The organism is Paenibacillus agricola (assembly GCF_011440305.1).
In the GTDB taxonomy this organism is placed as follows: domain Bacteria; phylum Bacillota; class Bacilli; order Paenibacillales; family NBRC-103111; genus Paenibacillus_S; species Paenibacillus_S agricola.
The window spans coordinates 177,407-204,126 of sequence record NZ_JAAOIW010000002.1 but is presented as its reverse complement, the minus strand read 5'-3'; the positions used below and the strand labels follow the sequence as shown (position 1 = coordinate 204,126).

At 45.8% G+C, this 26,720-nt stretch carries 23 protein-coding genes and 1 riboswitch; of the genes, 16 read left to right on the top strand and 7 right to left on the bottom strand.

Annotated elements, in window-relative coordinates:
• Positions 1-48: 48 nt before the first annotated feature.
• From G9U52_RS05360 to G9U52_RS05340, 5 genes are all read left to right on the top strand, one after another.
• A complete protein-coding gene (locus tag G9U52_RS05360; RefSeq protein ID WP_166147051.1) occupies positions 49-1,131 on the top strand; it encodes a Gfo/Idh/MocA family protein in 1,083 nt (360 codons plus the stop codon).
• A gap of 57 nt (positions 1,132-1,188) precedes the next feature.
• A complete protein-coding gene (locus G9U52_RS05355; RefSeq protein ID WP_166147049.1) occupies positions 1,189-2,208 on the top strand; it encodes a Gfo/Idh/MocA family protein in 1,020 nt (339 codons plus the stop codon).
• 182 nt (positions 2,209-2,390) lie between these two features.
• A complete protein-coding gene (locus tag G9U52_RS05350; RefSeq protein WP_243767157.1) occupies positions 2,391-3,428 on the top strand; it encodes an AraC family transcriptional regulator in 1,038 nt (345 codons plus the stop codon).
• 107 nt (positions 3,429-3,535) lie between these two features.
• On the top strand, positions 3,536-4,339 hold the full coding sequence (locus G9U52_RS05345) for a (2Fe-2S)-binding protein (RefSeq protein WP_166147047.1): 804 nt from the start codon (positions 3,536-3,538) through the stop codon (positions 4,337-4,339).
• Positions 4,340-4,507: 168 nt separating this feature from the next.
• Positions 4,508-4,825, top strand: a complete 318-nt coding sequence (locus G9U52_RS05340) for a cupin domain-containing protein (RefSeq protein WP_166147045.1) — start codon at positions 4,508-4,510, stop codon at positions 4,823-4,825.
• A 35-nt stretch (positions 4,826-4,860) separates the two neighbouring features.
• Here the strand turns inward: G9U52_RS05340 and G9U52_RS05335 are convergent, their stop codons facing one another.
• Entirely contained in the window at positions 4,861-5,157 is a 297-nt protein-coding gene (locus G9U52_RS05335) for a DUF3055 domain-containing protein (protein ID WP_166147043.1), read from the bottom strand.
• A gap of 236 nt (positions 5,158-5,393) precedes the next feature.
• Between G9U52_RS05335 and ilvD the strand changes: the two genes are divergently transcribed.
• Positions 5,394-7,082: a dihydroxy-acid dehydratase gene (gene ilvD, locus G9U52_RS05330; protein WP_375790229.1), complete on the top strand. Its 1,689-nt coding sequence runs from the start codon at positions 5,394-5,396 to the stop codon at positions 7,080-7,082.
• Between the two features lie 96 nt (positions 7,083-7,178).
• On the opposite strand, the gene G9U52_RS05325 is transcribed toward ilvD, so the two are convergent.
• Positions 7,179-7,496 (bottom strand): hypothetical protein, encoded by a 318-nt coding sequence (locus G9U52_RS05325; RefSeq protein WP_166147041.1) that lies wholly within the window; start codon positions 7,494-7,496, stop codon positions 7,179-7,181.
• Between the two features lie 178 nt (positions 7,497-7,674).
• Between G9U52_RS05325 and G9U52_RS05320 the strand changes: the two genes are divergently transcribed.
• From G9U52_RS05320 to G9U52_RS05295, 6 genes are all read left to right on the top strand, one after another.
• Entirely contained in the window at positions 7,675-9,903 is a 2,229-nt protein-coding gene (locus G9U52_RS05320) for a helix-turn-helix domain-containing protein (protein WP_243767156.1), read from the top strand.
• Positions 9,904-10,182: 279 nt separating this feature from the next.
• Positions 10,183-11,154 carry an ABC transporter permease gene (locus G9U52_RS05315; RefSeq protein ID WP_166147037.1) on the top strand — a complete coding sequence of 324 codons (972 nt, stop codon included), beginning with the start codon at positions 10,183-10,185 and terminating at the stop codon, positions 11,152-11,154.
• 12 nt (positions 11,155-11,166) lie between these two features.
• Positions 11,167-12,048, top strand: coding sequence for a carbohydrate ABC transporter permease (locus G9U52_RS05310; RefSeq protein ID WP_375790234.1), 882 nt, complete (start codon positions 11,167-11,169; stop codon positions 12,046-12,048).
• Positions 12,049-12,111: 63 nt separating this feature from the next.
• Positions 12,112-13,692 carry an extracellular solute-binding protein gene (locus G9U52_RS05305; protein ID WP_166147033.1) on the top strand — a complete coding sequence of 527 codons (1,581 nt, stop codon included), beginning with the start codon at positions 12,112-12,114 and terminating at the stop codon, positions 13,690-13,692.
• Positions 13,664-14,851, top strand: coding sequence for an oligogalacturonate lyase family protein (locus G9U52_RS05300; RefSeq protein WP_207952813.1), 1,188 nt, complete (start codon positions 13,664-13,666; stop codon positions 14,849-14,851). Before G9U52_RS05305 ends, G9U52_RS05300 begins: the two co-directional genes overlap by 29 nt.
• A 150-nt stretch (positions 14,852-15,001) precedes the next feature.
• Positions 15,002-16,015, top strand: a complete 1,014-nt coding sequence (locus G9U52_RS05295) for an HRDC domain-containing protein (RefSeq protein ID WP_243767202.1) — start codon at positions 15,002-15,004, stop codon at positions 16,013-16,015.
• A gap of 174 nt (positions 16,016-16,189) precedes the next feature.
• On the opposite strand, the gene G9U52_RS05290 is transcribed toward G9U52_RS05295, so the two are convergent.
• The 4 genes from G9U52_RS05290 to hflK form a co-directional block, all read right to left on the bottom strand.
• Positions 16,190-16,624, bottom strand: coding sequence for a universal stress protein (locus G9U52_RS05290; RefSeq protein WP_166147027.1), 435 nt, complete (start codon positions 16,622-16,624; stop codon positions 16,190-16,192).
• A gap of 219 nt (positions 16,625-16,843) precedes the next feature.
• On the bottom strand, positions 16,844-17,779 hold the full coding sequence (gene corA, locus G9U52_RS05285) for a magnesium/cobalt transporter CorA (RefSeq protein WP_166147024.1): 936 nt from the start codon (positions 17,777-17,779) through the stop codon (positions 16,844-16,846).
• 483 nt (positions 17,780-18,262) lie between these two features.
• Positions 18,263-19,135, bottom strand: a complete 873-nt coding sequence (hflC, locus tag G9U52_RS05280; protein ID WP_166147022.1) for a protease modulator HflC — start codon at positions 19,133-19,135, stop codon at positions 18,263-18,265.
• Positions 19,132-20,133 carry an FtsH protease activity modulator HflK gene (hflK, locus tag G9U52_RS05275; protein ID WP_166147019.1) on the bottom strand — a complete coding sequence of 334 codons (1,002 nt, stop codon included), beginning with the start codon at positions 20,131-20,133 and terminating at the stop codon, positions 19,132-19,134. The genes hflC and hflK overlap by 4 nt, the downstream gene beginning before the upstream one ends.
• Before the next feature lie 191 nt (positions 20,134-20,324).
• Positions 20,325-20,466, top strand: a riboswitch (SAM riboswitch).
• Positions 20,467-20,577: 111 nt separating this feature from the next.
• On the opposite strand from hflK, the gene metA reads away from it, so the two are divergent.
• The 3 genes from metA to mqnC all read left to right on the top strand — a co-directional run bounded on the left by metA (position 20,578) and on the right by mqnC (position 24,027).
• Positions 20,578-21,504 carry a homoserine O-acetyltransferase MetA gene (metA, locus tag G9U52_RS05270; protein WP_166147017.1) on the top strand — a complete coding sequence of 309 codons (927 nt, stop codon included), beginning with the start codon at positions 20,578-20,580 and terminating at the stop codon, positions 21,502-21,504.
• Positions 21,501-22,700 carry an aminotransferase class I/II-fold pyridoxal phosphate-dependent enzyme gene (locus G9U52_RS05265; RefSeq protein ID WP_166147014.1) on the top strand — a complete coding sequence of 400 codons (1,200 nt, stop codon included), beginning with the start codon at positions 21,501-21,503 and terminating at the stop codon, positions 22,698-22,700. Before metA ends, G9U52_RS05265 begins: the two co-directional genes overlap by 4 nt.
• 190 nt (positions 22,701-22,890) lie before the next feature.
• The gene (gene mqnC, locus G9U52_RS05260; protein ID WP_166147012.1) at positions 22,891-24,027 is read left to right on the top strand and encodes a cyclic dehypoxanthinyl futalosine synthase; all 1,137 of its coding nucleotides are present in this window, start codon (positions 22,891-22,893) and stop codon (positions 24,025-24,027) included.
• Positions 24,028-24,268: 241 nt separating this feature from the next.
• On the opposite strand, the gene G9U52_RS05255 is transcribed toward mqnC, so the two are convergent.
• The gene (locus tag G9U52_RS05255; protein WP_166147009.1) at positions 24,269-25,375 is read right to left on the bottom strand and encodes a GGDEF domain-containing protein; all 1,107 of its coding nucleotides are present in this window, start codon (positions 25,373-25,375) and stop codon (positions 24,269-24,271) included.
• A gap of 133 nt (positions 25,376-25,508) precedes the next feature.
• Here G9U52_RS05255 and ytxC point away from each other — a divergent pair, with 133 nt between their 5' ends.
• Positions 25,509-26,420: a putative sporulation protein YtxC gene (ytxC, locus tag G9U52_RS05250; protein ID WP_166147007.1), complete on the top strand. Its 912-nt coding sequence runs from the start codon at positions 25,509-25,511 to the stop codon at positions 26,418-26,420.
• The last annotated feature ends 300 nt before the right edge of the window (positions 26,421-26,720 follow it).

Sequence of the window (26,720 nt, the reverse complement as noted above, 5' to 3'; positions counted from 1 at the left end):
ACATGTTAAACTAACAGCAAGTCATTATTTTATAGGAGGAATACATGCGTGTCTAGTATCGTAAAAGTAGGAATAATCGGTTGTGGGGGCATTGCCAACGGCAAGCACCTACCTAGCTTGTCCAATCTGGGAACAGTTGAGCTTGTCGCTTTTTGTGACATCATTGTTGAGAAGGCCTATGAGGCTGCTCATAAGTATGGCGTCGCAGGAGCTAAGGTTTATGAGGACTACACGGAGCTGCTAAAAGATGGTTCCATCGACGTTATTCATGTATGTACACCAAATGATTCACATGCCGAAATTTCGATTGCTGCTTTGGAATCAGGCAAGCATGTAATGTGCGAGAAGCCTATGGCCAAGACAGCCGCAGACGCTCGTCGTATGGTTGAGGTTGCCAAAAAATCAGGCAAGAAGCTGACAGTAGGCTACAATAACCGTTTTCGTCCCGACAGCCAATATTTAAAGCAAGTCACTTCTGATGGAGACTTGGGCGAGATTTATTTTGCCAAGGCTCATGCGATCCGTCGCCGTGCTGTACCTACATGGGGTGTATTTTTGGATGAGGAAAAGCAAGGTGGAGGCCCGTTAATTGATATCGGCACACATGCATTGGATCTAACCCTATGGGTGATGAATAATTATGAGCCGAAGGTTGTTCTGGGTACTACGTTCCACAAGCTTTCTTCAAAAGAAAACGCTGCCAATGCGTGGGGTCCATGGGATCCGAAGAAATTCACAGTTGAAGATTCCGCCTTTGGCATGATTACGATGAAGAATGGAGCCACCATTGTTCTTGAATCTAGCTGGGCGTTAAATACACTGGATGTAAAGGAAGCCAAATGTACCTTATGTGGTACGGAAGGCGGAGCGGATATGGATGATGGCTTACGCCTTAACGGTGAAAACCACAGCCGCTTGTATGCAAATCATATTCAACTGGATGCCAAAGGCGTCGATTTCTATGATGGCAAAAAAGAAAGCATGCAGGACACCGAGCTGCGCCTATGGATTGAAGCGGTTATTAATGATACCGAGCCTACCGTAACCCCTGAGCAGGCTTGCGTTGTTTCAGAGATATTGGAAGCGATTTACGAATCCGCCAAAACAGGTAAAGCTGTATATTTTGATTAATAGGAACCCTATGAAATCGTACTTATAGGCTAGAGCATGTAAGAGGAGGAACGTAACGTGATGAAGGTTGCTATTTTGAGCTTTTGGCATGTACATGCCAAGGATTATAACGCTGATGCTGCCGCGCACCCGGACACACAAGTTGTGGCGCTTTGGGACGAGGACCCCGAACGCGGTCGCCAAAAAGCAGAGGAGCATGGCTTCCAATTTTTCGCGGATTTAGACGAGCTGCTGGCACAGCCGGATATTGAAGGCGTCATTATTGTTACGCCGACGAACATCCATCGTGATGTCATTATTGCCGCTGCCCAAGCAGGCAAGCATGTTTTCACGGAAAAGGTAGTGGCCACAACACTTCACGAATGCAATGAAATCCTGGCAGCCATCGAAGCTGCCAATGTGAAATTAACAGTCTCACTGCCGCGCTTGAATGCCAATTATACGCTTGCTGTGCAGGATATATTAAACCAAGGCCTGCTCGGCGATATTACACTTGTACGTACCCGCCTATCGCATAATGGAGGTATTCCTTCGGAGCGTGACTCCAATGGCTGGCTGCCAGCACAATTTTTCAATCTGGAGCAGGCTGGTGGTGGTGCCATGATCGATTTAGGCTGCCACCCAATGTATCTGGCCCGCTTGTTTCTGGGGCTTCCCGAAAGTGTTAGCGCCAATTATGGTTATGTAACAGGCAAGGAAGTCGAGGATAACGCGGTTACTGTGCTTCGTTATGCGGGCGGCGCCCTTGCGATTATTGAAGCAGGCTTTGTGAATGCGTTCTCGCCTTTCGTCATTGAGGTGCATGGCACCGAAGGCAGCTTGCTTTATTCTACGCATAATAATAAGTTATTCGTTCGCAGCACCAAGATGGGAGAAGGCTCCAAGGAATGGCAAGTCATCGAGACCTTGCCGGAGAACCGTCCAACCGCATACCAGCAATGGGTGGACCATATCCAGAAGAATACAACAGCGACGGAAAATATTCGGCTTGCTTTGGATTTGACCCGATTAATGGAAGCATCGAATCAATCCGCCCGTTCAGGCGCGGCTTTCAAGCTAAGCGATTTGGCTGAGTAGTTGCGGTTGCGGTATCATTAAGCAGGATTTAATTGGGTTCACGGCAGCACCTTTTTGCGGTTGTTCATTTCATGTTAAGGAGTTAGGCTGGTTCGTACTCTTGTAAATTTGCGAGAGACGGGCGGCCTTTTTCCATTTAAAGCTTGCATAGCTCGATTGATCACTGAGGAGGCTGATGACATTTGGAAAGCCATGGAAAGCCAAGCCCCAAGCCTTATCCGTATGAGCTGTTAGTTGAGCATGCCTTCGCATTGGACCGCCTCGATGTGGAATTTCGCTGGGGGCATTATGGCATACGAATGCTGAAGCTCCACCATACCAGCTTTGCGCCGGGCAAAATCGTCTCCTTCCACAAGCATTCCGACTTTGAGTTCCATTACATTCCACGGGGAAAAGGCAAGGTAATTCTTGGTGATGTGAGCTACGCCCTTCAGGAAGGGATGCTTTATTTGACCGGTCCTAATCTCCTTCATTATCAAGAAGCGGATACCGAGGAAGCGATGGATGAGCTATGCCTCCATATCGATATTGTGAAGCTGGATTGCGGCGAGTCGCAGGATGGACCTGCTCCGGCTGGCATGGGGGCTGAAGATGGGGCTGACCCTGAATCGGAATGGGGCAGCAAATGGGAGACGGCCGAGGCCGAGGCTTGTATCCAGCGGCTGCGAACAATGCCGCCTAGGCCGGCGATGGACCAATACAGGGCAATGGAATGCTTTCTGACGGCTTACCGTGCTTGGTCTGAGAACCAGCCGGGGTTGTTTACGGTGATTAAGCATTCGATCATCCAAATTTTATTGCGCACGACCCGCGCTTACACGTCAGGGCCGCAACCAGATATTCCATCAAGGGATATGAAGCATTACAGGCATAAGCTGGCCGTGCAATTCATCAAGGACAATTACATGGAGCCGCTTACGTTGGAAATTGTAGCTGAGCGTGTGCAAATTAGCCCGCGCCAGCTCCAGCGTATCTTTCGCGACCATACGGGTGGTACCTTCAGCGAATATATCGAGCATGTGCGGCTTACCCATATATGTAATGAGTTAAGTCTAAGCGACCAAACGATTGACCAAATTGCTTATAAAAACGGCTTCTCCAGCGCCAATTATTTGCATTATGTGTTTAAACGAAAGTTTGGCTCTACGCCGATGAAATATCGGGTGGAGCATCAAGCTCCAACCTTTGTAGAAGATAAGCTAGAGTTAAGCGATAAATAAGTCTATGAGTGCCATAACTGCCATTTTGCAGTTATACATATTGACATCATAATTGAGAGCCATTATCATTCACCTTATACGCTAGAATGGGATGAGGTGTTTGTAGGGTGGCCGGAATAAGTTTTGATAGGCTAGAGCAACAGATGTTTTTCGCAAAGGAAGCGTTCCCTGAGCAGGCTTTCCGGGTAGAAATGGCCGATTTATTGAAGGAAGGCAACGCCAAACGGTTTGTGGGGCAATATGGGCCGGTGCTTAAAGCGATGAAGCCGGAGGTAGCCGCTACGTATTTCTCACTTTGGTTCGCTTGGGTATGTGTAGCTATGCAGTACACGATCTCCCACGATCACGCTACCTACGATTTCTCGCTCCGCAATCTTAAGGGACAGGTGCATCTGGTCAATGGGCGGCCGCGGTGGGCTTTCCTTCTCCATGACGCGGACAGCTTGTCTACGCCTGCCGGGGATCGTAACGCCTGGAGAAAGCAAGTGCTCACTTCCTTTTACGCCCTTGAAGTAGCTCCGCTATTGACCTCGATTGCCGAAGCCGCTGATATTGGTGTCGGTCAGCTTTGGGGGCAGGTGGCTACGCGCATGCATTATGCGCAGGATGCTTTTTTGCGTGAAGCAACTAGCACTTGGGTGCGCCAGACGATTGAGGAGGATTTTGCTTGCCTGCAGCAGGAATTGGATGGCGAGGTGTTCGGCAGAAAAAGAAATCCATTTGACATCAATTTTCGCCTTATAGATAACCCGCGTATGCCCGAAGAGCCTTATCGGATAAAAGCCTCCTGTTGCCTCGCTTATTTGACGGATACCGGCCATGGCTATTGCTACACCTGTCCGCGAATGGGCGAGGAAGAGCGCGAAGAGAAGCGGCAAAAGCTGGTAGCTGCGGTCCAAGCTTCTAACTAAGTCGAGCCATCTGCAAAAATGACAAGCATACCCAAAGAAACTCCAATCTAGAATGGCTAATATATGGTACGATAGTATAAAATAGGACAGCTTTCGGGCTGCCTTGTAGCATACTTGGTATTAGGATAACGGATAGTGTGCCGAAAACTTGTAGGAGGTTTTATCGAGATGAGCAATATTGGAATTTGGGAAAATGCGGAGCCAGGGGTCACCAGGAAAATATTTGAGCCGGGTAAAACGATTATGATGATGGAGGTCCACTTCGAGGAAAACGCCGAGGGCTACGAGCACAGCCATCCACATGAGCAGTTTTCTTACTGTACCAAGGGTAGGATTGAGTTTACCATTGATGGCCAAAAGCAAGTCATCGGGGCAGGCGAAACGATTTATATACCAAGTGGTGCTGTGCACGGTGCAAAAGCACTGGAGCCCAGCATCCTGCTGGATACCTTCACGCCGGTGCGTGAGGATTTGGTTAAGCGCTAGTTACGCTAGAGCCCGTTAAGGGCTCTTTTTGCGTTTTATAGGTCCGTGAAATTGATCGTGCCCACAACCATGGACAGGAAATTCGCCAATTCGGAGGCTTCCTCCTCCGTCACCTTGTATACATGCTCCAAGTAGCCTTCTTCATCCAGATCGTCGGGACCGATTACGGCTGTACGTCCGGATTGAAGGTCGGTCACAAGCTTTTTGCCATAAAAGCGGTTAGTTGAAGTAATCGCCAAATCAAAGCGATGCATAGTAATATCCCCGATGAAGCAAACAAAGCGCGTCCTTGTATCTTCTTGGGTGTCATATAATAAATCGAATTCTGACATCGCTTCTAATCACTCCGTTCCTTTATATATAAGATCGTAGATTGATTATACATGAAGAAGCACGCATGGAGCAAAGCCACTTCTTGAGGTGGTTCTCCCTTGCGCGTTTATATTGGTAATTTTGTTGACTAGCGTTTCTATTTGCCTTCAAACATGATAGAATTTAAAGAATGCTAGAAAATAAATAATTATTGTCATTATTTATATTAATTCATACTAGGAGGATTCATATTCCCATGCCCAAACCACCCAAAATGAGAAGTGACATGATTAAAAAAGGCTTCGACCGCGCTCCACACCGTAGCTTATTACGAGCAGCAGGTGTGAAGGAAGAAGATTTCGATAAACCGTTTATTGCCGTATGTAACTCATATATCGACATTGTTCCGGGACACGTTCATCTTCAGGAATTCGGTAAAATCGTCAAGCAAGCTATTCGTGAAGCAGGCGGCGTTCCTTTTGAATTTAATACCATTGGTGTAGATGATGGTATCGCGATGGGACACATCGGTATGCGCTATTCGCTGCCAAGCCGTGAGATTATCGCAGATTCAGTGGAGACGGTTGTTGCCGCGCATTGGTTCGATGGTATGGTCTGTATCCCGAACTGTGACAAAATCACTCCAGGTATGATGATGGGCGCTTTGCGTGTCAATATCCCGACGATTTTCGTCAGTGGTGGGCCGATGAAAGCTGGTAAAGACAAAAACGGCAAGTCAATATCCTTATCTAATGTGTTTGAAGGCGTTGGTGCGCATCAAGCAGGCAAAATTGATGATCAATCCTTGCTCGAATTAGAACAATATGGCTGTCCTACCTGTGGATCTTGCTCAGGCATGTTCACTGCTAACTCCATGAACTGCTTGGCTGAAGGCTTAGGCCTTGCCCTTCCGGGTAATGGTACCATTCTTGCGGTTGCCGAGGAGCGTAAAGAGTTCGTGAAACGTTCGGCTACCCAATTGATGGAATTGATTAAGCTGGATATTAAGCCACGTGATATTGTAACCATTGATGCAATCGACAATGCATTTGCATTGGATATGGCGATGGGCGGTTCTACGAACACAGTGCTTCACACCTTGGCTTTGGCGCATGAAGCCGGCTTCGAATACCCAATCGAGCGTATTAATGAAGTGGCTAACCGTGTACCACATTTGGCCAAAATTGCTCCAGCCTCTGACTATCATATCGAGGATGTACACAATGCAGGTGGTGTTAGTGCCATCATCAATGAGCTGTTGAAAAAGCCGGGTGCACTTAACGGCGATTGCATAACCGTAACTGGAAAATCGTTGCGCGATAGCGTAGCAGGTGCGGAAATTTTGAATACAGACGTTATTCATACGTTGGACAACCCTCATTCTGAGCGCGGCGGCTTGGCTGTCTTGTTCGGCAATCTGGCTCCTGCTGGTGGCATCATTAAAGTGGGTGCGGTTGATAAAGAGGTTGGCGGCAAGCATGTGGGACCAGCTATTTGCTTTGATTCCCAAGAGGAGGCTTTATCCGGTATTGCTAGTGGTAAAGTAGTAGCAGGACATGTCGTCGTTATCCGTTATGAAGGACCTAAGGGAGGACCGGGTATGCCAGAAATGCTGGCACCTACCTCACAAATCGTTGGGATGGGTCTAGGAGCCAAGGTTGGATTGATCACAGATGGTCGTTTCTCGGGTGCTTCTCGTGGAATTAGTATCGGTCATATTTCTCCTGAAGCTGCTGAAGGCGGGCCAATTGCTTTCGTTGAGGATGGCGACATCATCGAGCTAGATCTAATCGAACGCCGCATTGAGCTATTAATTTCTGATGAAGAAATGCAACGCCGTAAGTCTAACTGGAAAGGCTTCGAGCTGAAAGTGAAAACAGGCTACCTAGCTCGTTATGCCAAGCTTGTTACTTCTGCCAGCACTGGCGGCGTTATGAAAATCTAATGGTTCAGGCAAAGCTATAAATAAACAAATAAACTTACCAAAAACGGCAGAAGGAGAGCTAAACATGCTCTTCATCTGCCGTTTTCAATTCCAAGGTTAAGCATTGGATTGGTCATCGCCGCTCGAATCATGGGTCGGGTGGGCTCCGGGATATTCCCGGGAAATGCCGGCATGAAGTTCGCGGTTTTCATAAGTGAAACGATCGGGGGGACGTTGGTCCCTGCGCCATGGGCTGCTTTTGCCAATCGACTCCGTTAATCGGGCAGAGCCGTATGGACCCTCAGGAAATTCCTCGGCGGTTAGATCATTTCTTTGTGACTCCACTGTCGCCAAATCGGTGTATAAATTCCGGTCTTCCTCTATAAAGCCATCATGAAGGTCGTCTTGATTTGATGGATTAGAATCTGCGCCCATTGGCTCTAAACACCCCAGCTTTCCAAGTATATGTATGGATATAGCTTGTCCAACACCAATCCCATTATACGCTGGTTTACGATGAATATTTTTTATGGAGGGTGAGCGGTATTTGTTAAAGGGTCGATTTTTTCGCAATAGCCTGATCCTAATATTGATTATCTCTAGCATACCAGGAATGATAGTAGGGTTTATTATTTATTGGATGGGTGGAGAACGTCTTGAGAATGAAATGCTACAGCTTCATCAGAATCAAATTGCACAAAGGGCAGCGAATATCGATGATCAATTTTCGTATTTGGAAAACTCACTTGCCCATTGGGCTTTCGACCCTAAATTCAATAGCAGCTTGAAGGATGTCAACTTTTTCAAGGATTTCGAAATTGCCCGTGATGTTACCAAAACATTAGGTATTATGCAGGGCTCCAGTCCATTGGCCAAGCAGGTGGAGCTGTTCTTGAATGGTACGGAGCCGATCCGATTTTATCCGGAATATGATGTGATCAGCGACAGGGAATTTATGGATAGCTATATCGAAATGCTGTCCCATGGAAAATTGGTGTTTTGGTCGTCGAATATGCCAAGTGATGCGAATGTCACCAGTGAAAAGCAGCTGACCTTGGTACATAAATTGCCAGGTGTCAATTTTGAGCCTTTTGGCGCTTTGATGGTACGTGTTAATAAAGATAAGGCTTCCGATTTATTAAAAACGCTAACGCCCTATAATGTGGGTGAAACACTGCTTATGCAAAGCGACGGAAGTATTCTTTTGTCAAGCGCTGGCAGCCCGCAGCCATCAGGATTTAATGAAGCACTGAGGAATGAGGTGTTGCAACGAAATTTAAGGTCGGGCTCCTTTCTATATGACTGGAATAAGGCTACTTATACGGTTTCCTATGGTACCTTTTCCCGTGTAGGGTCAGATTGGTTTTACGTTTCCGCCTCGCCGATCAGTGCGATTACGAAGCCGGTTGTGTTTATTTCCAAGCTGATTATTTCGGTAAGCTGCACTGCGCTTTTATTGGCTGTGCTCTTATCCTGGCTCGCCTCGCAGCAAATTTATTCACCGATTGACCGTTTGGTTCGGATGCTTGGAGCGAATAAGCTGTTTGTAGGCCATCCAGGGGAACAAGATGAATTTAAAATGATCGAGAAGGAATGGCTGCATCTGAGCAGGGAAAGCACCACACTGCAAAATAAGCTAGAGCAGCAGCTGCCCCACATCAAGGAAGGTTTTTTGCTCCAGCTGGTGCAAGGCTTTCTGTATGCCTATTCCGAAGAGGACCTGCTGAAGCGGATGAGGAATTTTGATTGGGAGGTGGATGGCCGGCAGTTTGTTATGATGCATATTCAACTGACGGGCTTTGAAAACCTGGAGGGACGTTTCTCGCAGGGTGACGAAGGCTTGGTCACCTTCGCCGCGGCGAATATTATCGAGGAACTTGCAGCAGGCAGGCTGGAGCAGGCGAATGCGATCAATTTTCACGATTTATCTATGGGCTTGTTGGTGCTATTGCCTGAGGAGGAGCCTTATGCAGAGAAGCTGCATGCGTTAAGTGAAGAGCTTATGCACACGATCAACCATATCCTGAAGCTGCGAGTATCTATTGCCATTGGCAAACCCGCCTCATCGATTAGCCAAATCCCTTTTCGCTATGAGGAGGCTATGCAGGCATTAAGCTATCGCAATTTCGAGAATGAGAACCAGATGATTGATTTGGAGACGATGGAAACAATCGAGGAAATTAAAGAGCTATGGTATCCCTTTGTGCTGGAGCGGGAAATTATCCAATTGATCCGTACCGGCCAGGAGCAGGAGGCTGGGTATAGGATTGAGCTTTTTTTACAAGAGCTTAAGGAAAGAGGCGCCAAAGAAATTGATATTCAGCAGGGCATGCTGCAGCTGCTCGGGACGATTCTTCATGCCATTCGCCATTCAGGTATGGATCCGAACCGGGTGTACAAGTCGGCTAACCTGTATGAGCAGCTAACCAGCTTCCGTGAGCCGCTCAAAATGCTTAATTGGTTCAAGGGGAAGGTGATTGGGCCCTTCGTCAAGGAGCTTGAAGCCCGTTCGGATGGGCAAGTCAAAAAGGCAGTCGAGTCAGCGATGATTTATTTGCAAAATCAGTATATGAACGAGATTTCCTTGGAAAGCTGCGCGAATCATACAGGCATGAATGCAGTATCGCTCAGTAAAGCGTTCAAGCAGGTGAACGGGAAAAATTTTATCGACTATTTGACCGAGCTGCGGATGGATAAAGCGAAGGAGCTGCTGCGGGATACGGAGCTAAAAATTAATGATGTCGCCGTACATGTGGGCTACCAGCATAGCTATTTTAATCGTATTTTCAAAAAGCATGAGGGTGTAACACCCAGCCTTTATCGTGAGCAAAGCCGCCACTAAACCACAGCTACAGCTATAACCGCTTGTGCATCGTTTCACAATCGTCCATATGCTAAGTAACTATCAAGCTCTTGCTATTTGATGGTTATTTGGGCTTTATCTGCAAAAATATCTTACATTTCCGAAATTGTGCAAACGCTATCATTACCCATGAGTAGCCGTTTTTATAAAAATCTTAGCTTGGAAAAAAAGTCTGAATCTTCTGGAAATACATTCAAAAAAGTGTGGTTGTTGGAAAATGGGAAATTGGATATGGTGGGAGTATGAAGGAGTGATCATATGCCGAAAGCATCACAATCCAAATTGCTCGCAGCCGAGGGACAAGCGGCAGTGGAGATACCCAAAAGAAACTCGTTGCTTGCAAAGATGAGCAGAGATAAATATTTGCTGCTGCTTTGTGTGCCGGGGCTGCTCTACTTTCTTATTTTCAAGTATCTTCCGATGTGGGGAGTGCTGCTTGCTTTCAAAAATTATCAGCCTTATATCGGGTTTTTCGAAAGTGAGTGGGTCGGATTTGCTAATTTTAAGCAATTGTTTCAGGATCCGATCTTTTTCAAATTAATGCGTAATACGCTGCTGCTGGGCTTCTACGATATGGTGTTTTTTTTCCCGGCACCCATTGTTTTGGCGTTGCTGCTCAATGAGGTCCGGATCTCGTTGTATAAACGATTGATCCAAACGATCATCTATGTGCCGCATTTTATTTCTATGGTCATCCTCGCCAGCATTTCTTATCTGCTGCTTACAACCGAAGGTGGCGTAGTGAACGAAATGCTGTTTAGTCTGACAGGGCAAAGATTTGATTTTCTAACAAGTGAAAATTGGTTTCGGCCGGTGATTATTGGGCAAAGCCTGTGGAAGGAAGTAGGGTGGGGAACGATTATTTTTCTCGCAGCGCTGGCAGGCGTAGACCAGGAGCAATATGAGGCCGCGATCGTGGATGGAGCCAACCGGTTTCGCCAAGTATGGCATATCACACTGCCAGCGATTCGCGGAACGATTATTGTACTGCTGATTCTGCGAATGGGCAATTTTCTGGACCGCGGCTTCGAGCAGGTGCTATTGATGAGTAATGCGCTGAACCGACCGGTAGCCGAGGTATTCGATACGTATGTGTATGCGCTTGGGATCACGCAAGGTGCGTTTAGCTACAGCACGGCTGTAGGATTGTTCAAAGCCATTATTGGGATCATTCTTGTGTTTACGTCCAATTATTTGGCTAAGCGTGCGGGCCATTCAGGCATATTTTAAGTAGAGGAGGCTATCGTCATGAGGCAGAAATCTATAGGCGGTAAAGCGTTTGATATCGCCAACTACTCGTTTCTCGCATTGGTTGCTGTTTGTATGATGCTGCCGATTATGTATATTGTAGCGGGATCGTTTGCATCGGAAATTGAAATTGGCAGCCGTGCCTTTTTCCTGATTCCGAAGACGGTTACTTTGGATGCTTATGTGTTTGTGTTTAAAGACCATACGTTGCCACGCAGCTTGCTGGTATCGGTGTTCATTACCATAGCAGGAACGATCGTAAACCTGTTCTTCACCTTTACCTTTGCTTATGGCTTATCGCGCCGCTATATGATTGGCAGGAATATCATGCTCAATATGATTATTTTTACAATGGTATTCAGTGGCGGGATGATCCCTACCTACCTGGTTGTCAAAGGGATGGGGCTGCTTAACAGCTACTGGGCGGTCATGATCCCGACAGCGATTAATGTGTTCAATCTGATCGTGATCAAATCTTTTTTTCAGGAAATCCCCAATGAGCTTGTGGAATCGGCACGTATCGATGGGTGCAATGACCTTGGTGTGTTATGGCGCATTGTTCTTCCTTTATCGAAGCCGGTTATCGCAACCTTTGCCCTCTTTTATGCCGTGGGCCACTGGAATGATTTTTTTAATGCGCTGTTATATTTAAGCGACTCGAAGATGTGGCCGATGCAGGTGCTGCTGCGACAGATGATTTTATTGGCATCGGGCTCTCTAGATATGTCGACGATGGATCTGAGTTATGTGAAGCCTCCTGACCAATCGATCAAAATGGCGGTTGTTGTTGTAGGCACTCTACCTATTTTGTTGGTTTATCCGTTTATCCAGAAGCATTTTGCCAAAGGCGTTCTATTGGGCGCTGTCAAGGGGTAAGGCGCTTCAGATAAATGATAAGTATAGGTTCATTGATGGATAAGAAAAGGGAGGAAGTTTACTATGAAATGGCTTCAAACGTCCAAACGTCCGCTGTTTGCTTTGGCGAGTATCGCTGTAACCGCAAGCGTAGTTGTAGGCTGCAGTACAACCTCAGGTCCAGCAACGGCTCCTACTGCTTCCCCAGCCCCAGCCCCAGCTCCTAGCACAGGGCCTAAACCAGCCGAGACCCAAGTAGCAGAGCCCCCATTCAAGATTAGCCTGATGTTGAAGAGCTTTTCTAATGACAATGCAACACCTGAAAGTAAGGTATGGAAAAAGGTCGAGGCATATACGAATACGAAGCTCGACCTCCAGTTTGTACCGGATGCCTCGTATCTCGATAAAATGAATATAACCTTGGCCTCAGGCTCTATGCCAACAGGGATTTTCGTAGTCAACGTCAAGCTTCCGGCAGTTGCCAATGCGATTAAAGGTGGCGCTTTTTGGGAAATCGGTCCTTATTTGAAGGACTATCCGAATCTGAGCAAGGCGAACCCCGTCATCCTCAATAATACCTCCGTTAACGGTAAGTATTATGCGCTTTACACAACCCGCCCAATTGGCCGAATGGGTATCTCCTTCCGTAAGGATTGGCTGGATAACCTGGGAATGAAGGAGCCCAAAACGATTGATGATTTCTATAATATGCTTAAGGCCTTTACAAATAATGATCCTGACAAGAACGGTAAGGACGACACCTACGGTATGGTAGTTACCAAATATTCAGGTCCATGGGATATCATGCAAACCTGGTTCGGGGCACCGAACAAATGGGGAATCAAGGATGGCAAGCTTGTACCTGCCCATCTTACACCGGAATACCTGGAAGCGATTAAATTTTACAAAAAATTGTATGATGAGAAATTGGTTAACCAAGACTTCGCCGTCTATGATTCAGCCAAGTGGAACGATCCGATTGTGAATGGAAAAGCAGGTGTTGCCGTTGATGTAGCGGACCGCTCGTACCAAATTGATGAAAAAATGAAAACAGTTGATCCTAAAGGCTCCATTGATGTTATTGGTGCGGTAAGCGGACCCAAAGGACTATTCAACCAGCCATCCACTGGCTACGGAGGTGTATTCCTAATCTCCAAGTCAAGCGTGAAAACCGAAGCGGAGCTTAAGAAGGTTCTGCAATTTTTTGACAAAACCAATGATAAAGAGCTCCAAGGACTCCTGAGCTATGGGATTGATGGAACGCATTATAAAATGGAAAATGACAAGATGACACCGATACTGACGATTAATGATAATATGGCACCGGACATTAATAACAAAAATATGAACCAATTTGCCTTGCAGATTCCTTATATTGTGCCTGAGTTGTTCAAACCGGCAACGGCATTGCGGATTAAAGCCAATGAAGTGATGAAGGAAAATGAAAAAATCATTGTTGCCAATCCCGGCGAGCCATTGACCTCGGCAACCTTTACACAGAAGGGCGCTCAGCTGGATCAAATTGTGGAGGATGCAAGAATTAAATTTATCGTTGGCAAGGTGGATGAGGCCGGGTTCCAAGCAGATATGGAGCTATGGAAAAAAAGCGGCGGGGACGACTATACCAAGGAAATGAATGAAGCTTATGCAGCCAGCAAAAAGTAAGGTGTGGCGCTCAGAGCAGCGCAGCTTCCAAGACAGGTTGACAGGCGTAACCGTCAGGCAATTAACCGATTATCGCTCGCATAGCTTTCATCTTTATTTTACGAATAACGGATTTTATGGAAAGGGAAAGCTGCTATTTGGCTCCGACCGTGGCAATGTCACGAATCTGTACAGCCTTGATCTGCACAGTGGGGAAATGGCGCAGCTAACGGACCTCAAGCCGGGTTATACTTCGCGGATTCAAGGTACGTTCTTGAACCCGTTAGAGCATGAAGCTTATTTCTATTATAATCATGCCATTATCGGAATTGACCTTCACACGCTGGAAGAGCGCACGTTATATACGGCTCCAGCTGGATACAACTTTGGCAGCATGAGCTGTACAGCCGACGGCGAATGGGTCTGCTTCGGGCTAAACGAGAATTTATCAGATCGTATTCATATGGATTTGGGCAATGGCTATGCGGGCTTCGAGAGCTATTTCAGCGCTAAGCCGCATTGTATGATTATGGCCGTTTCAACGAGGAACGGCACGGTTCGAGAGCTGCACGAGGAGCAATTATGGCTAGGGCATATTAATACGTCCCCTACGCAGCCGCATTTGTTCACTTATTGCCATGAGGGGCCATGGGAGCAGATCGATCACCGTATTTGGGTGTTTGATATGAATACAGGCCTTCATTGGAAGGTCAGGGATACGAAGTCCAATGAATATGTAGGCCATGAATATTGGATGAAGGATGGCCTCCACATCGGATACCATGGCTTTACCGGCTCCTTATCCGATGAGACCGGCAAAATTCTTGGGGCTGTCCATTATACGAATGAACGCCTTGAGGAATACAGCTTTCCGTTTCAGAATATGCATGTGCATTCGAATGATTTGAATCTGGTCGTTGGAGATGGGCAGCAGGCCAGTGCCTACCACGGACAACAGCTACAGGATACGCTGCAGCTATGGCGCAATGACGGCTCCGGCTTTCAGGGACCGCGGTTATTATGCAAGCATCGTGGAAGCTTCCACACACAAAGCCTGCATGTGCATCCGAGATTAAGTCCTGATGGCAAGCATGTGCTTTTTACAAGCGATATGTCAGGCTATGGCAATCTGTATATGGTAGATGTGCCTGATTTTGAGTCGCTGCCAATACGTGAATAACCTAAGTAATTTAGGGTTGTACAACAGGATATAATATGATATTATGGTAATAATTTCAATCGACAGGGGAAGCACCTCTCTTACAGTACATGTAGGAGGGGTGCTTTTTTGTGTTTGTTGGATAATGCTATGGAGGGATGCCCATTGAATATGGTGTTTTTAAACAGCTTGGAGAAGAGAGTGGAGGAAGATCGTGTACTAAATGCGCAGGTATCGATCGGTGAGAGCCAAGGCTGCTGGTATGTAGGCTGGCAGGAAACCAAGGAGGATGGGCGTCTGGTCCAGGAAACGTGGTTTGAAGGGACTGGCTGGGAGGACATGCTGGTAGCATTCCGTGAGCATCTAATTGCCAAGCAAAGTGATGGCTTTAACCCTATTATTGAGGCGGCGATTGTACCGGAAATCAAAGTGCTGGACAGTAGAACAGAAAGGCTTCAGCTGCTCACCTATTACAGCGAGCTTCATCCCAATGATGGGTTGTATGAGGAGCTGCGCAAGTGGCGGCTTAAGCAGTCAAGCAAAGAAGGCAAGATCCCTTTCATGGTAGCGACGAATAGGCTGCTGCGGCTGGTCAGTGTGTTCCTTCCGCATACACTGGAGGAATTAAGGCAGCTTCCCGGTCTAGGTGCAACGAAGTCGGCCGCTTATGGACAAGAGCTGCTCAGCCTTACGAACGGCCATGAACGAATCACCTCGTTTCCGCTTCACTGGGTTAAAGAAACGATTAATCCTGTAGAGTTTAATAGCTGGCTGGTGCAGGAGAAGGAGAGCAAACGGAAATCAATCGAAAATAAGCAGGATATTAAGCGCAAGCTGCTTGAAGCCATTTCCCGCGGCGATGGATTGGAAGCTTTAAGAGAGCAGACGCAATTGCAGCGGAGAGAGCTATTGGTGCTGATGGAGGAGCTCGATAGAGAAGGCTACGATATGGAGCCTTATATCGAAATCATCCTGCAAAATGTGCCGGAGGAAGAACAAGCGTTGGCTTGGGAAGCCTTTGAGCAAAAAGGCGACCGCTACTTGAAGCCGATCCTGCAAGCTGTATACCATCCTGAGGCATTGGAAGGTAAGGAGGTGGACCGGATTTATGAGTGGCTAAGGCTGCTGCGGATGAAATACCGACACGTCCAAGTCCAAGCCGAGCAAGCCGTTGAGGCAGGCTGAGAACCAGCCGAAATCGGCTAAATAACGAGCCGTCAAGGTGCAATTGGGCCAGACCGAGTCTAACTACTGGTCGGTCAAGAGCCAGCCAACTGCTATCTATACGGGAGCCAAGCTCCTAGCACTTCAAAAAAAGAGCTGTCCCAACGGTCTTAGACCTTTTGGGATAGCTCTTTTCTATTTCACAACAAGCACAGGAACCTGGGCGTGGTGGACTATTTCTGAACTCACACTACCTAAGAAAATTTCCTTGAAGTTTCCCATGCCTCTGCTGCCCACAATAACCAGCTCGAATTGATGGGCTTCTGCGTAATCCAATATCACTCTGGCGGGAGCCCCGCCGCCATCTAATAATGTGACTGTTGCCAAGCTTAGAGGGGCGACTAGAAGCCTGGCTTCGGCCACAACCTCTTCAGCGGCTTGGTACAATTCAGCTTGGATCATAACCGGCTCTGGAATAATAGCATCATTCAGCACCAGATTAGATATCTGGAACACATGAACAACTTCCAGAATGGATTCAACGAAAACCTGCTTCAATTCAATGGCTTTATTTAAAGCGATTCTTGCTGTCTCCGATCCATCGTAGGCGACTAAAATTTTATGGAACATAGACCTTCACCTCAATTTACAGTATACCCATACATTACACGTTGTAGAAGCCGGTGAAACGGTATAGCCAAACGGTTTAGGTATTCTGGGGATGCTTTTTTGCTTTACGAAATGGGCAGCGAAAAATAAGGGGGTTAAGATGGCGAGCTTGACCATAATTTAATGAAAAAAACTCGTGGGGCAAGGGATGAACATTCCCAACCTACGAGTTTTTTCAAGCTATAGCCAATCTTTCTTACGGAAGAGGACTAACATCGAGACGCCTACAAGAAACATGAAAATTACGGCGGCAATACCGCCATACGCCCAGTGAAGTCCGGGAATATAATCAAAGTTCATCCCATAAATACCAGTAATAAACGTTAATGGCATGAAGATCAAAGTCAGCGCCGTGAACACCCGCATAATTTCATTTGCGCGGTTGGACAAGCTGGATTGGTACGCTTCTCGTAAGTTGCCCATCAGGTCGCGGAAGGTGTCGAAGGTTTCTGAAATTTTGACGGCATTTTCGTGGATATCCCCAAAATACTTTTTGAGCGGCTCGCTGATGAGTTTCAGCTCTTTTCGGTTTAAGGTAGCAATGACGTCTCGTTGCGGGCCCAGCACCTTTTTTAACCAAAGAATTTCGCTTCGCAGCCCAATAATTTCATTCAGATGGGATTTCTTTGTATGCATGAGGATGTCTTCTTCGAGCTTCTCGATTTTGACTTCAATCCGATCACCAACGCTTGTATAATTATCTACTACCAAATCGATCAAGTGATACAGGAAGCTGTCAGGTGCTGCAACTTCTTCTTCCCATAGCACAGGCTTCAGCGCGCGAAGCTCATTAATTTTTTGGCGGGTCACCGTAATAATGTAATGCTTGCCGATAAAAATATTCAGTGCACGCAAAAAAATCTCTTCATCGTCAAAGCGTATACTGCTAACCACGATAAAATAATTGGAATCATAGAGTTCGATCTTGGGGCGTTGCTCCTCCTCCATCAAGCAATCCTCGACGGCCAGCTCATGGAGGTGGTAGAGGGGCTGTAAAATCTCCAAATCTTCAACATCCGCATCTATCCAGTAAAATCCATGATCCGGCGCTTTCATAGCTTGTGTAACATCTTCCACCAATGTAAAAATGCCATCCTGCACCAAGCGTGTTTTCATTTGCCTCACCTCTTCGCATAGTTAAATGGAGAAGAATACAGGAGGAAGAAACGCCGCTAAGCCATGTGGACAGCAGATAAAGCCAAACAAACAAGCTGCTATAATAAATGGATTCTATCCATAAAGGGCTATATTTGTAAGGGCAAGGGGCTGTGGGAAACATGGTGATCAGCGGCGTAGGCCGACTGTATACCCAACCAAATATTCAGTTGTGTTTGAACGTAGATGTAGCTCCAACTATTCGGGTCTCCGTCCATCGATTTGGTTGCACCCCTTTGCTTGTTTTATAGAATTTTTCATGTCGAATACTTGTCTAGTATAAACCTAGAGACCTTGTACAGCAAGGAGAAACAATGAATTTATTATGTTATTTAAGCCTTTAATAAAGTATGTAGTAAAGGAGATTCGGTGACTGGTTGCTGCTTATTCCAAAGCTCTATAAAAAGCGCCGTCCAAGGATTTCTGGACGGCGCTAAAGCCTGATTATTTACCAAGTAAAATCTTCGTGTACGGTGAATCGATCGGAAGCATAATGACAGGCTCACCTTTAAATGAAACTAAGTAGCTATCCAGCGTGCGATAAAAATTGTAAAAAGAGGGATCCTTGCCGTAGGCAAGATTATAAATTTGTGCGGCCTCCTGCTCTCCCTCTGCAACAATTTTTTTCGCATCTGCTTCGGCTTGAGCTGTTACCTCGCGTGCTTGTCTGTCAGCCTTTGAAGTGATCTTCTTCGATTCCTCGTCCCCTTCGGACAAGTACTTAGCAGCAATGGATTGGCGGTCAGATATCATTCTCTTATAAACGCTTTGCTTGTTAGACTCAGGAAGGTCCGTACGCTTAATGCGTACATCGACAATCTTGATGCCGTAGTTATCGCGTTCCATCAGCTCGGATACTTCCTTTGTGATCTCATCGTTTAAATTCCCACGTTGTGTGTTTTCACTTATAATGTTGCTGTAATCAATTTCAGATAATTTCCGCCTTACGGTATTATAGACAGCTGCGTCAATACGCTCTTCTCCACCAGTAATAGACTGTATAGTACGAAGGAACTGCTGGGCATCGACGATTCTCCATACGGTATAATTATCTACCTCAATAGGCTTTTTATCCCTGGTCAATATAGAGGTAGGCTTGCTATCATAGACCATTTGATATTTGGGAAGAGTCGTTACGGATTCTATAAAAGGAATTTTGATATGAATACCCGGCTCTGACTGGATCCTGACCGCCTCTCCGAACTTTAAAACTACCTTATATTCGCCCTCTTTCACAATAAAGAGCGAAATGAACGAAAGGAGGGCTATAACAACTATCAGAACTGACGCTATTATCCATTTTCTCTCTTTGGTCATCTCGCGGCACCTCCTTGTGTCTGTCCGGCCGCGGGATTACGCAGCAGTTCGTTAATCGGCAAGTATTTAACCGTTTCACTTGAACTGTCGCTTATGAAGATTTTGGCAGATGGCAAAATCTTCTCTAAAGTTTCTATTACAAGTCTGCTTTCAGTAACTGATTTATTATTCACATATTCAGCATAGATCGCATTAAACTTGGCTACATCCCCTTGCGCATTCAATATCCTGGATTTCTTCTGTGCTTCAGCGTTTTCAATTAGTGCCTGCGCATTCCCTCTCTCCCTGGGAAGGATATCATTCTCATACTTCGTTGCTACGTTAATCTTCGTGCTTTTCTCTTCCCGAGCGTTTGTGACATCCTTAAAAGCAGCCTGAACATCCCCTGCAGGAGGTTCGATATCCTGGAACTTCAGGTCAAGGATATGGATCCCTGTTTCATAAGTGGCCTGCATCGCAATGAGCCGCTCTTTTACTTTGCCTTGCACTTCCGTTTTTCCTTCTGTGATCGCGAAATCAAGAGCAGTTGAGCCGATGACTGAACGAATTGCTGCACTCGCAGAGTTACGCAGGAACTGCTCCGCGTCCTCAATATTATATAAATAGTTTTGCATATTGCTGATATTCCATTCGACAACCGCATCCGCTGATAATATGTTCTCGTCTCCCGTAATCATCAAAGATTCTTCTTCAACGGAAGTGATTTTACCGTTGGATTCTCTAAAGCCAATCTGGATACGCTGTGTCTTTTTTGCCGGCAGTACGATAACCTGTTGGATCGGATAAGGCAGTTTAAAATGAAGACCAGCCTCTGTTTCACCACTATATTTCCCAAAGGTCAAAATAGCGGCCTTCTCATGCTCTTGTACGGTGTAGAACATAGACATTCCAACAAGGAATACGACGGCAATGACAATCCCTGTAACAATCTTCGATACCAAGCTCCGAGGCGGGCCGGTAGGCGGTATGGATACGCCTCCACCATGAATGACTTCCATAGAAACACCCCTTTACAATATTTATCCTTCTAAATTTATACGAATCAAACGGTAAACGGTTTCAGAAATATAATTGGGTATCGATTTCAAGTCGCCTGTCAGCACGAAATCTAGCTGGAATATTTTTTTGAGTTACAGTCCTTGACTTTGGATGGCATTATGGTAAATAATATAAAGAAAAATAGAAACTTTTCTTATCAAGAGCAGGTGGAGGGACTAGCCCGATGACACCCGGCAACCGACAAACTATTGTCAATTCGCGAGAGCGATTTGGTGGTGGAATGCACGGTGCTAATTCTTGCGGAAGCGAACGAAGCTTCTGAGAGATGAGAGAGGACATTGTTAATTATAACAAGGCCTTTCTCGTTTGCGCGAAAAAGGCCTTTTTAGCGTCCTTTTTTGTGAATAACAACGGTCAGAAACAAAAAAAAGGAGTGGTTTTGTATGCCTATTAAAGTTCCCGATCATTTACCCGCCAAAGAAATATTAATGAACGAAAATATATTTGTCATGAGCGAGACGGAAGCTTTTCACCAGGATATTCGACCGTTGCGTATCGCGATTTTGAATTTAATGCCGACCAAAGAAACGACTGAAACCCAGATTTTACGTTTGATCGGCAACACACCGGTACAATTGGAGTTTGTGCTGCTGCATCCACGTACGCATACCTCCAAAAATACATCGGCCGAGCATTTGGAGCAATTTTATAAAACGTTTGATGATGTGCGCAATGAGAAATTTGATGGATTAATCATTACGGGCGCGCCTGTGGAGCAGATGGATTTTGAAGATGTGAATTACTGGACAGAGCTTAAGGAAATTATGGATTGGAGCAACGAAAATGTGACCTCCACTTTGCATATTTGCTGGGCAGCGCAAGCAGGCTTGTACCATCATTATGGAGTGCCGAAATATCCTTTGGATAGCAAAATGTTCGGAGTGTTCCCACATGTAATAAGCAAACAAAATGTGAAGCTATTGCGTGGCTTTGATGAGCAGTTCTGGGTGCCGCAGTCACGCCATACCGAAGTGCGCAGAGCCGATATTGAAAACCATGCGGATCTGGACATCTTATCGGAATCTCCGGAGGCAGGTGTGTATATCGCGGGAACCAAGGATGGCAAGCATATTTTCGTAACCGGGCATTCGGAATATGATGCGTGTACACTGAAGTATGAATACGATCGGGATGTCAACAAGGGCATGGTCGTCGATGTGCCCAAAAATTATTACCCCAATGACGATCCGACCAAGGAGCCGCTTGTTTCGTGGAGAGCCCATGCCAATCTGTTGTTTTCCAATTGGTTGAATTATTATGTTTACCAAGAGACACCCTATGATCTATATAAAGGAGAGTACAGTATATGAGTAACAATGGACAGGAACTTAATCGCGATAAGCAATTAAAAATAGAAAGCCGATTAGTACAAATCGGCTCGCAGGAGGAGCCGGTAACGGGGGCGGTCAGCTTTCCTGTTTACCAGGCAACGGCCTTTCGCCACCCGAAGCTGGGGCAAAGTACGGGCTTCGATTATGCCCGCACGAAAAGCCCTACCCGCAAAGTACTCGAGGAAGCGATTGCGGAGCTGGAATCCGGCGATGCCGGATTCGCCTGCAGCTCAGGCATGGCTGCGCTGCAAACGATCTTTGCCTTGTTCAGCCAGGGAGACCATCTGATCGTCTCCTTGGATCTGTACGGCGGCACCTATCGCCTGCTGGAGAAAATCATGTCACGCTTTGGCGTGACGGCTACATATGTCGATACGAACGATATCGACGCGCTTGAATCGCATTATCGTCCCAGCACCAAGGCAGTGCTTATTGAAACACCTACCAACCCTTTGATGATGATTACTGATTTGGAGCTGGTTTGTAGCTGGGCGAAGAAAAAAAATGTGCTTACGATCGTCGATAATACCTTGCTTACTCCATTTTTCCAGCGTCCTATTGAGCTGGGCGCTGATATTATTATCCACAGTGCGACCAAATACTTGGGCGGCCACAACGATGTACTGGCCGGATTAATTGTAACGAAGGGCAAGGAGCTCTCTGAGCAAATGGCCTTCCTGCACAATTCCATCGGAGCTGTACTCGGGCCGCAGGACAGCTGGCTATTGATGAGAGGCATGAAAACATTGGCGATCCGCATGGAACGCCATCAATATAATGCCAAGCGGATGGCTGATTTTCTATTGCAGCATCCCCAGGTAGACTCCGTCTACTACCCGGCGCTGGAAAGCCATCCAGGCTATGAAATCCAGAAGAAGCAGTCCTCTGGCAATGCAGGCATCTTCTCGTTTAAGCTAAAGGATGCCCGTTATATCGAGCCGATCCTGCGCCATATTAAATTAATTGCCTTCGCCGAAAGCCTTGGTGGCGTAGAGTCGTTAATGACCTATCCTTCGGTGCAGACGCATGCGGATATACCTGAGGAAATTCGCACGCGAATTGGCTTGGATGATCGCCTGCTTCGTTACTCTGTGGGGATCGAGCACATCGAGGATCTGATCGCTGATCTATCGCGTGCGATTGATTTGGCTCAAGCGGAAGTAGAAAGCATCTAACTGCTTGAAAGCTGCTCCGCCCGCTTTTTGGTTTGCCTTAAGCAATAAACACCCACTTACCAGCGTATTGGAATAAGCTTAATTTGAAGAGTTTGTGAATGGAGAGAGTCACCTCTTATCATTGACAGGCTCTTTTTAATGACTAGGCTCAGCCTTTGTGTTACGATAAGATGAAAAAGGAGTGAGCAAAATGAGTTCAATAGACCACATCCTTGAACAAGCCGTGGCAGGAAACCGAATCAGTGTGGAGGATTGTGTTCGATTATACGAATCTGACCAGATTGAGAAGATGGGCCATGCTGCCAATTTAATTATGCTAAAACATCATCCCGATCCAATTACGACTTTTGTCATCGGGCGTAATGTCAATTATACGAATATTTGTGACGTATATTGCCGTTTTTGTGCCTTTTATCGTGCGCCTGGCTCCAAAGAAGGTTATGTACTATCGGATGAAACTATTTTTCAAAAAATACAGGAAACGCTTGATGTGAGAGGAACGGAAATTTTAATGCAGGGCGGAACCAACCCTGATCTTCCGTTTACGTACTATACGAATTTGTTGCGCGAGATTAAGAAAAGATTCAATATTACGATGCATTCCTTCTCGCCAGCGGAAATTATGAAGATGAAGGAAGTCTCAGGTGGATTAACGCTTGAGGAAGTCATTCGTGAGCTGCACGCGGCAGGACTGGATTCTTTGCCAGGGGGCGGCGCCGAAATATTGGACGACCGTACCCGCAGGAAAATCAGCCGCCTGAAAGGCTCATGGCGCGATTGGATGGACGTTATGGAAACCGCCCACCGGATTGGCATGCATTCAACCGCCACGATGGTTATTGGCTTCGGTGAAACCTTCGAGGAACGTGCGCTCCATCTGCTGCGAGTGCGTGATGGACAGGATCTCTGTATCGCCAACGGCTGGAATACACCCGGCTTCCTGGCCTTTATTTCGTGGACGTTCCAGCCGGACAATACGAATATGAAAGGCGAGAAGCAGACACCAGAAGCCTACCTGAAAAATCTCGCAATCAGCCGAATTATGCTGGACAATATCCCTAACTTCCAGTCCTCATGGGTAACGATGGGTCCTGAGGTCGGCAAGCAATCATTGCATTATGGCTGTAATGACTTTGGCAGCACGATGATTGAAGAAAATGTAGTGTCCGCCGCGGGTACAACTCATAAGGTCAATATCAGCTCGACCTTGCAGTTGATCCGTGAAGCTGGCAAAATCCCGGCAACTCGCAATACAAAGTATGAGATTCTGCATGTGTTCGACGATGTGAATGCCAAGGTTGAGCATGACTTTGTGATGCAGAACTAGAGTGAATAGAGGAATTATTTATTAACAACAACGCTTATCTATTATTTAATCCACTAGAGGGATTGGTATGGATAAGCGTTTTTTGTCGTCTAGGCACACTTTGCGTAATGGACTTGGACTATTGTTATGGATGAAATGGAACTGCGGTTATCCTCGCGCAATATGGACAAGCTAACACAGTGAAAATCTGCATGGTTAGCAGGAAAGTAAAATTAAATAAAGCAACGCCTTGGGTATGAAATCACCGAAGCGTTGCTTTTTCTGTATCTGTATAGATGACCGTTTTGTTGCGGCCACTTCTTTTGGCGTCGTATAAGGCCTCGTCAGCACCCTTAAATAGCATTTCCTTGGTACAGCCCTTACGGTAATCATGAATCCCGATGCTGATCGTGACGGCATTTCCATTCAATTCTTCATGGGGCTGTGCCGCGATTTGTTTGCGGATATTTTCAACATTAAGGATAGCTTCCTTCAAATCCATATCCGTAAAAATAATGGCAAATTCCTCGCCGCCATACCGTGCAGGAAAATCATTAAGCGAAACCATGGTTTTAATCGTCTGCGCGACTTTTTTTAGTACCGCATCTCCTGCACGATGACCGTAGGAATCATTAACTTTTTTAAAGTGGTCAATATCAAGAAGCGCAAGCTGGAATTTAAAATTATAGCGTTCACCCTGCTCGATCAGCTTATCCAAATATTCATGAAAGGACATATGATTGTATAGGTCAGTGAGTGCATCCGTTTTGGCGAGCTTGTCCATGATAACATTGCGTACGAGCAGCTCCTGCCCGGATTCGAGAGAAGTTTGTAAGTGCTTTAACAGCTCCGTGCCACGGCTCATAACACCCAGTGCCACTATAGCACCGCATAATAGGATGGCCGGTACAGCGATTAGGTCGTATGCGCTCCAAAATCTTTGTGCTCCCAGAACGTAATAAATAATATAAAAAACAATGACAGCAAGCAAATAGGAAAAGATTACTTTTCTGCTTTGGAAATAAAATATAGAGACCATAATCGGCAAAAACATGATCATTAATAAGGAGGTTACATCGGGAAAAGAGAAAATCATGCCGCCTGATATAAAGGCTGCACCTAAGATTACAACATAATCTTTTCCTTTTTTTGCCACCTTAAATAAAGCTTCAACTACAAGAAGTCCTAGACACAGCCATAAGGTATTAAAGGTTAGGATCGGAGCGATCTTAAGTGAAGTGGAAAACCAGACAATAACATCATAGACGGATATCGAGATGATGGATAAAGCAATGATTAACCAATAGCCCGTTAACAATTTTCGATTCCATCGAGGCAGATCAATCAATTGATATAAATCAAAACCCATATTCTCTTGTCACTCCATTAACTCCGCTTTTTCTAATTTCTTAACTATACCATGGGAAATTGTTGTTTGTATATATGCCTTCACCTGACCATATACTTTAACATGAGAAACGCGGAAGAAAGGAGTGGAGGAGATGAAGCTATTTGCTTTTACTCTAATAGAAACAAGCCACACATCCATGGAGCAGCTCGCACACGAATTAACGACAGAAATTAAAAACAAATATATGGCTGATGCTACGGTAGAATTGAAGGGTTATGAGGGATTTACGGTTATTGAAGGAACCGGGAGACAATCACGATTTTCGGTGAATCTGCAAGCAGATGTCTTTTATCAGTTCTTGGCTGGAGTGGTGGCGGATTGGGTTATAGCTGAAGTGGAAGAACAACGGCTTCGGCATTTGATCATCCATGAATTTCATTATGAGAAGGAAGAAGATATTGGATGCATATTGAGCTATTTCCAGGGCGAAATAAATGAAGATAACTCGGAGGCCTTGGAAATGCTTCAGCGACGTAAATGTAAAATTAGTACAGCTTTGTGTCAATTATTAAAAGCGAATCCAGATTTAAATATAGATGGTTTTATTAAATTTCGCCTAAATGAGTATACGGAGGAGCTACGGGAAGTCATTGAATATGCGGTTGATGAATTTTTGATGGATCGCCAATATAAAGAATTTATTTCGCTGCTGCAATATTTTGTTTATATCCAAGAGGCCAAGGTTCCTTTTGTCCACTTATTACATAAGGGTGGCAATGAATTTATGCTGCTTGATGACAAAATGGAGCCCGTGGATACGAGCGAAAGCAATACGACCTTAACGATGGAATTGTTGGAAAAGGACATTAATTTTGAAGATGTCATTGTAAGCACCTTGATATCGGTGTCTCCAAAGCTGATATATATCCACACCAGGGAGCCCAGCCTCCAGATTATTCAAACCATATCGCAAATTTTTGAGAACCGTGTCGAGCTATGCACCTATTGCTTTTTATGCCACAATCTTGACCGTTCCGCCGTCTCGGATTATAATGAGGTCTAAGACTAAAATCAAAGACAATAATGTGTGAAGTGCTGTACAGAGATAGGGGACAATGGCTGCAAGCCCCTTCAGTTAACGACATTCATTTACCCCTTTGTAGTTGCGGTATGGAACATGGACTATAGTAGTGGCTCCATTAGTATATATCGCCGGCTCATTCCCGTTAGTGGATGCTTATGAGGATTCGTCTGGCGGTCATATAGTCGGCGAATTGAACTAGGGTGGAACCACGAGACCAAGCGTACTCGTCCCTTTTGGGATGTGATACGCTTTTTTTGTTTGTAGTTTTGTACGAAAACT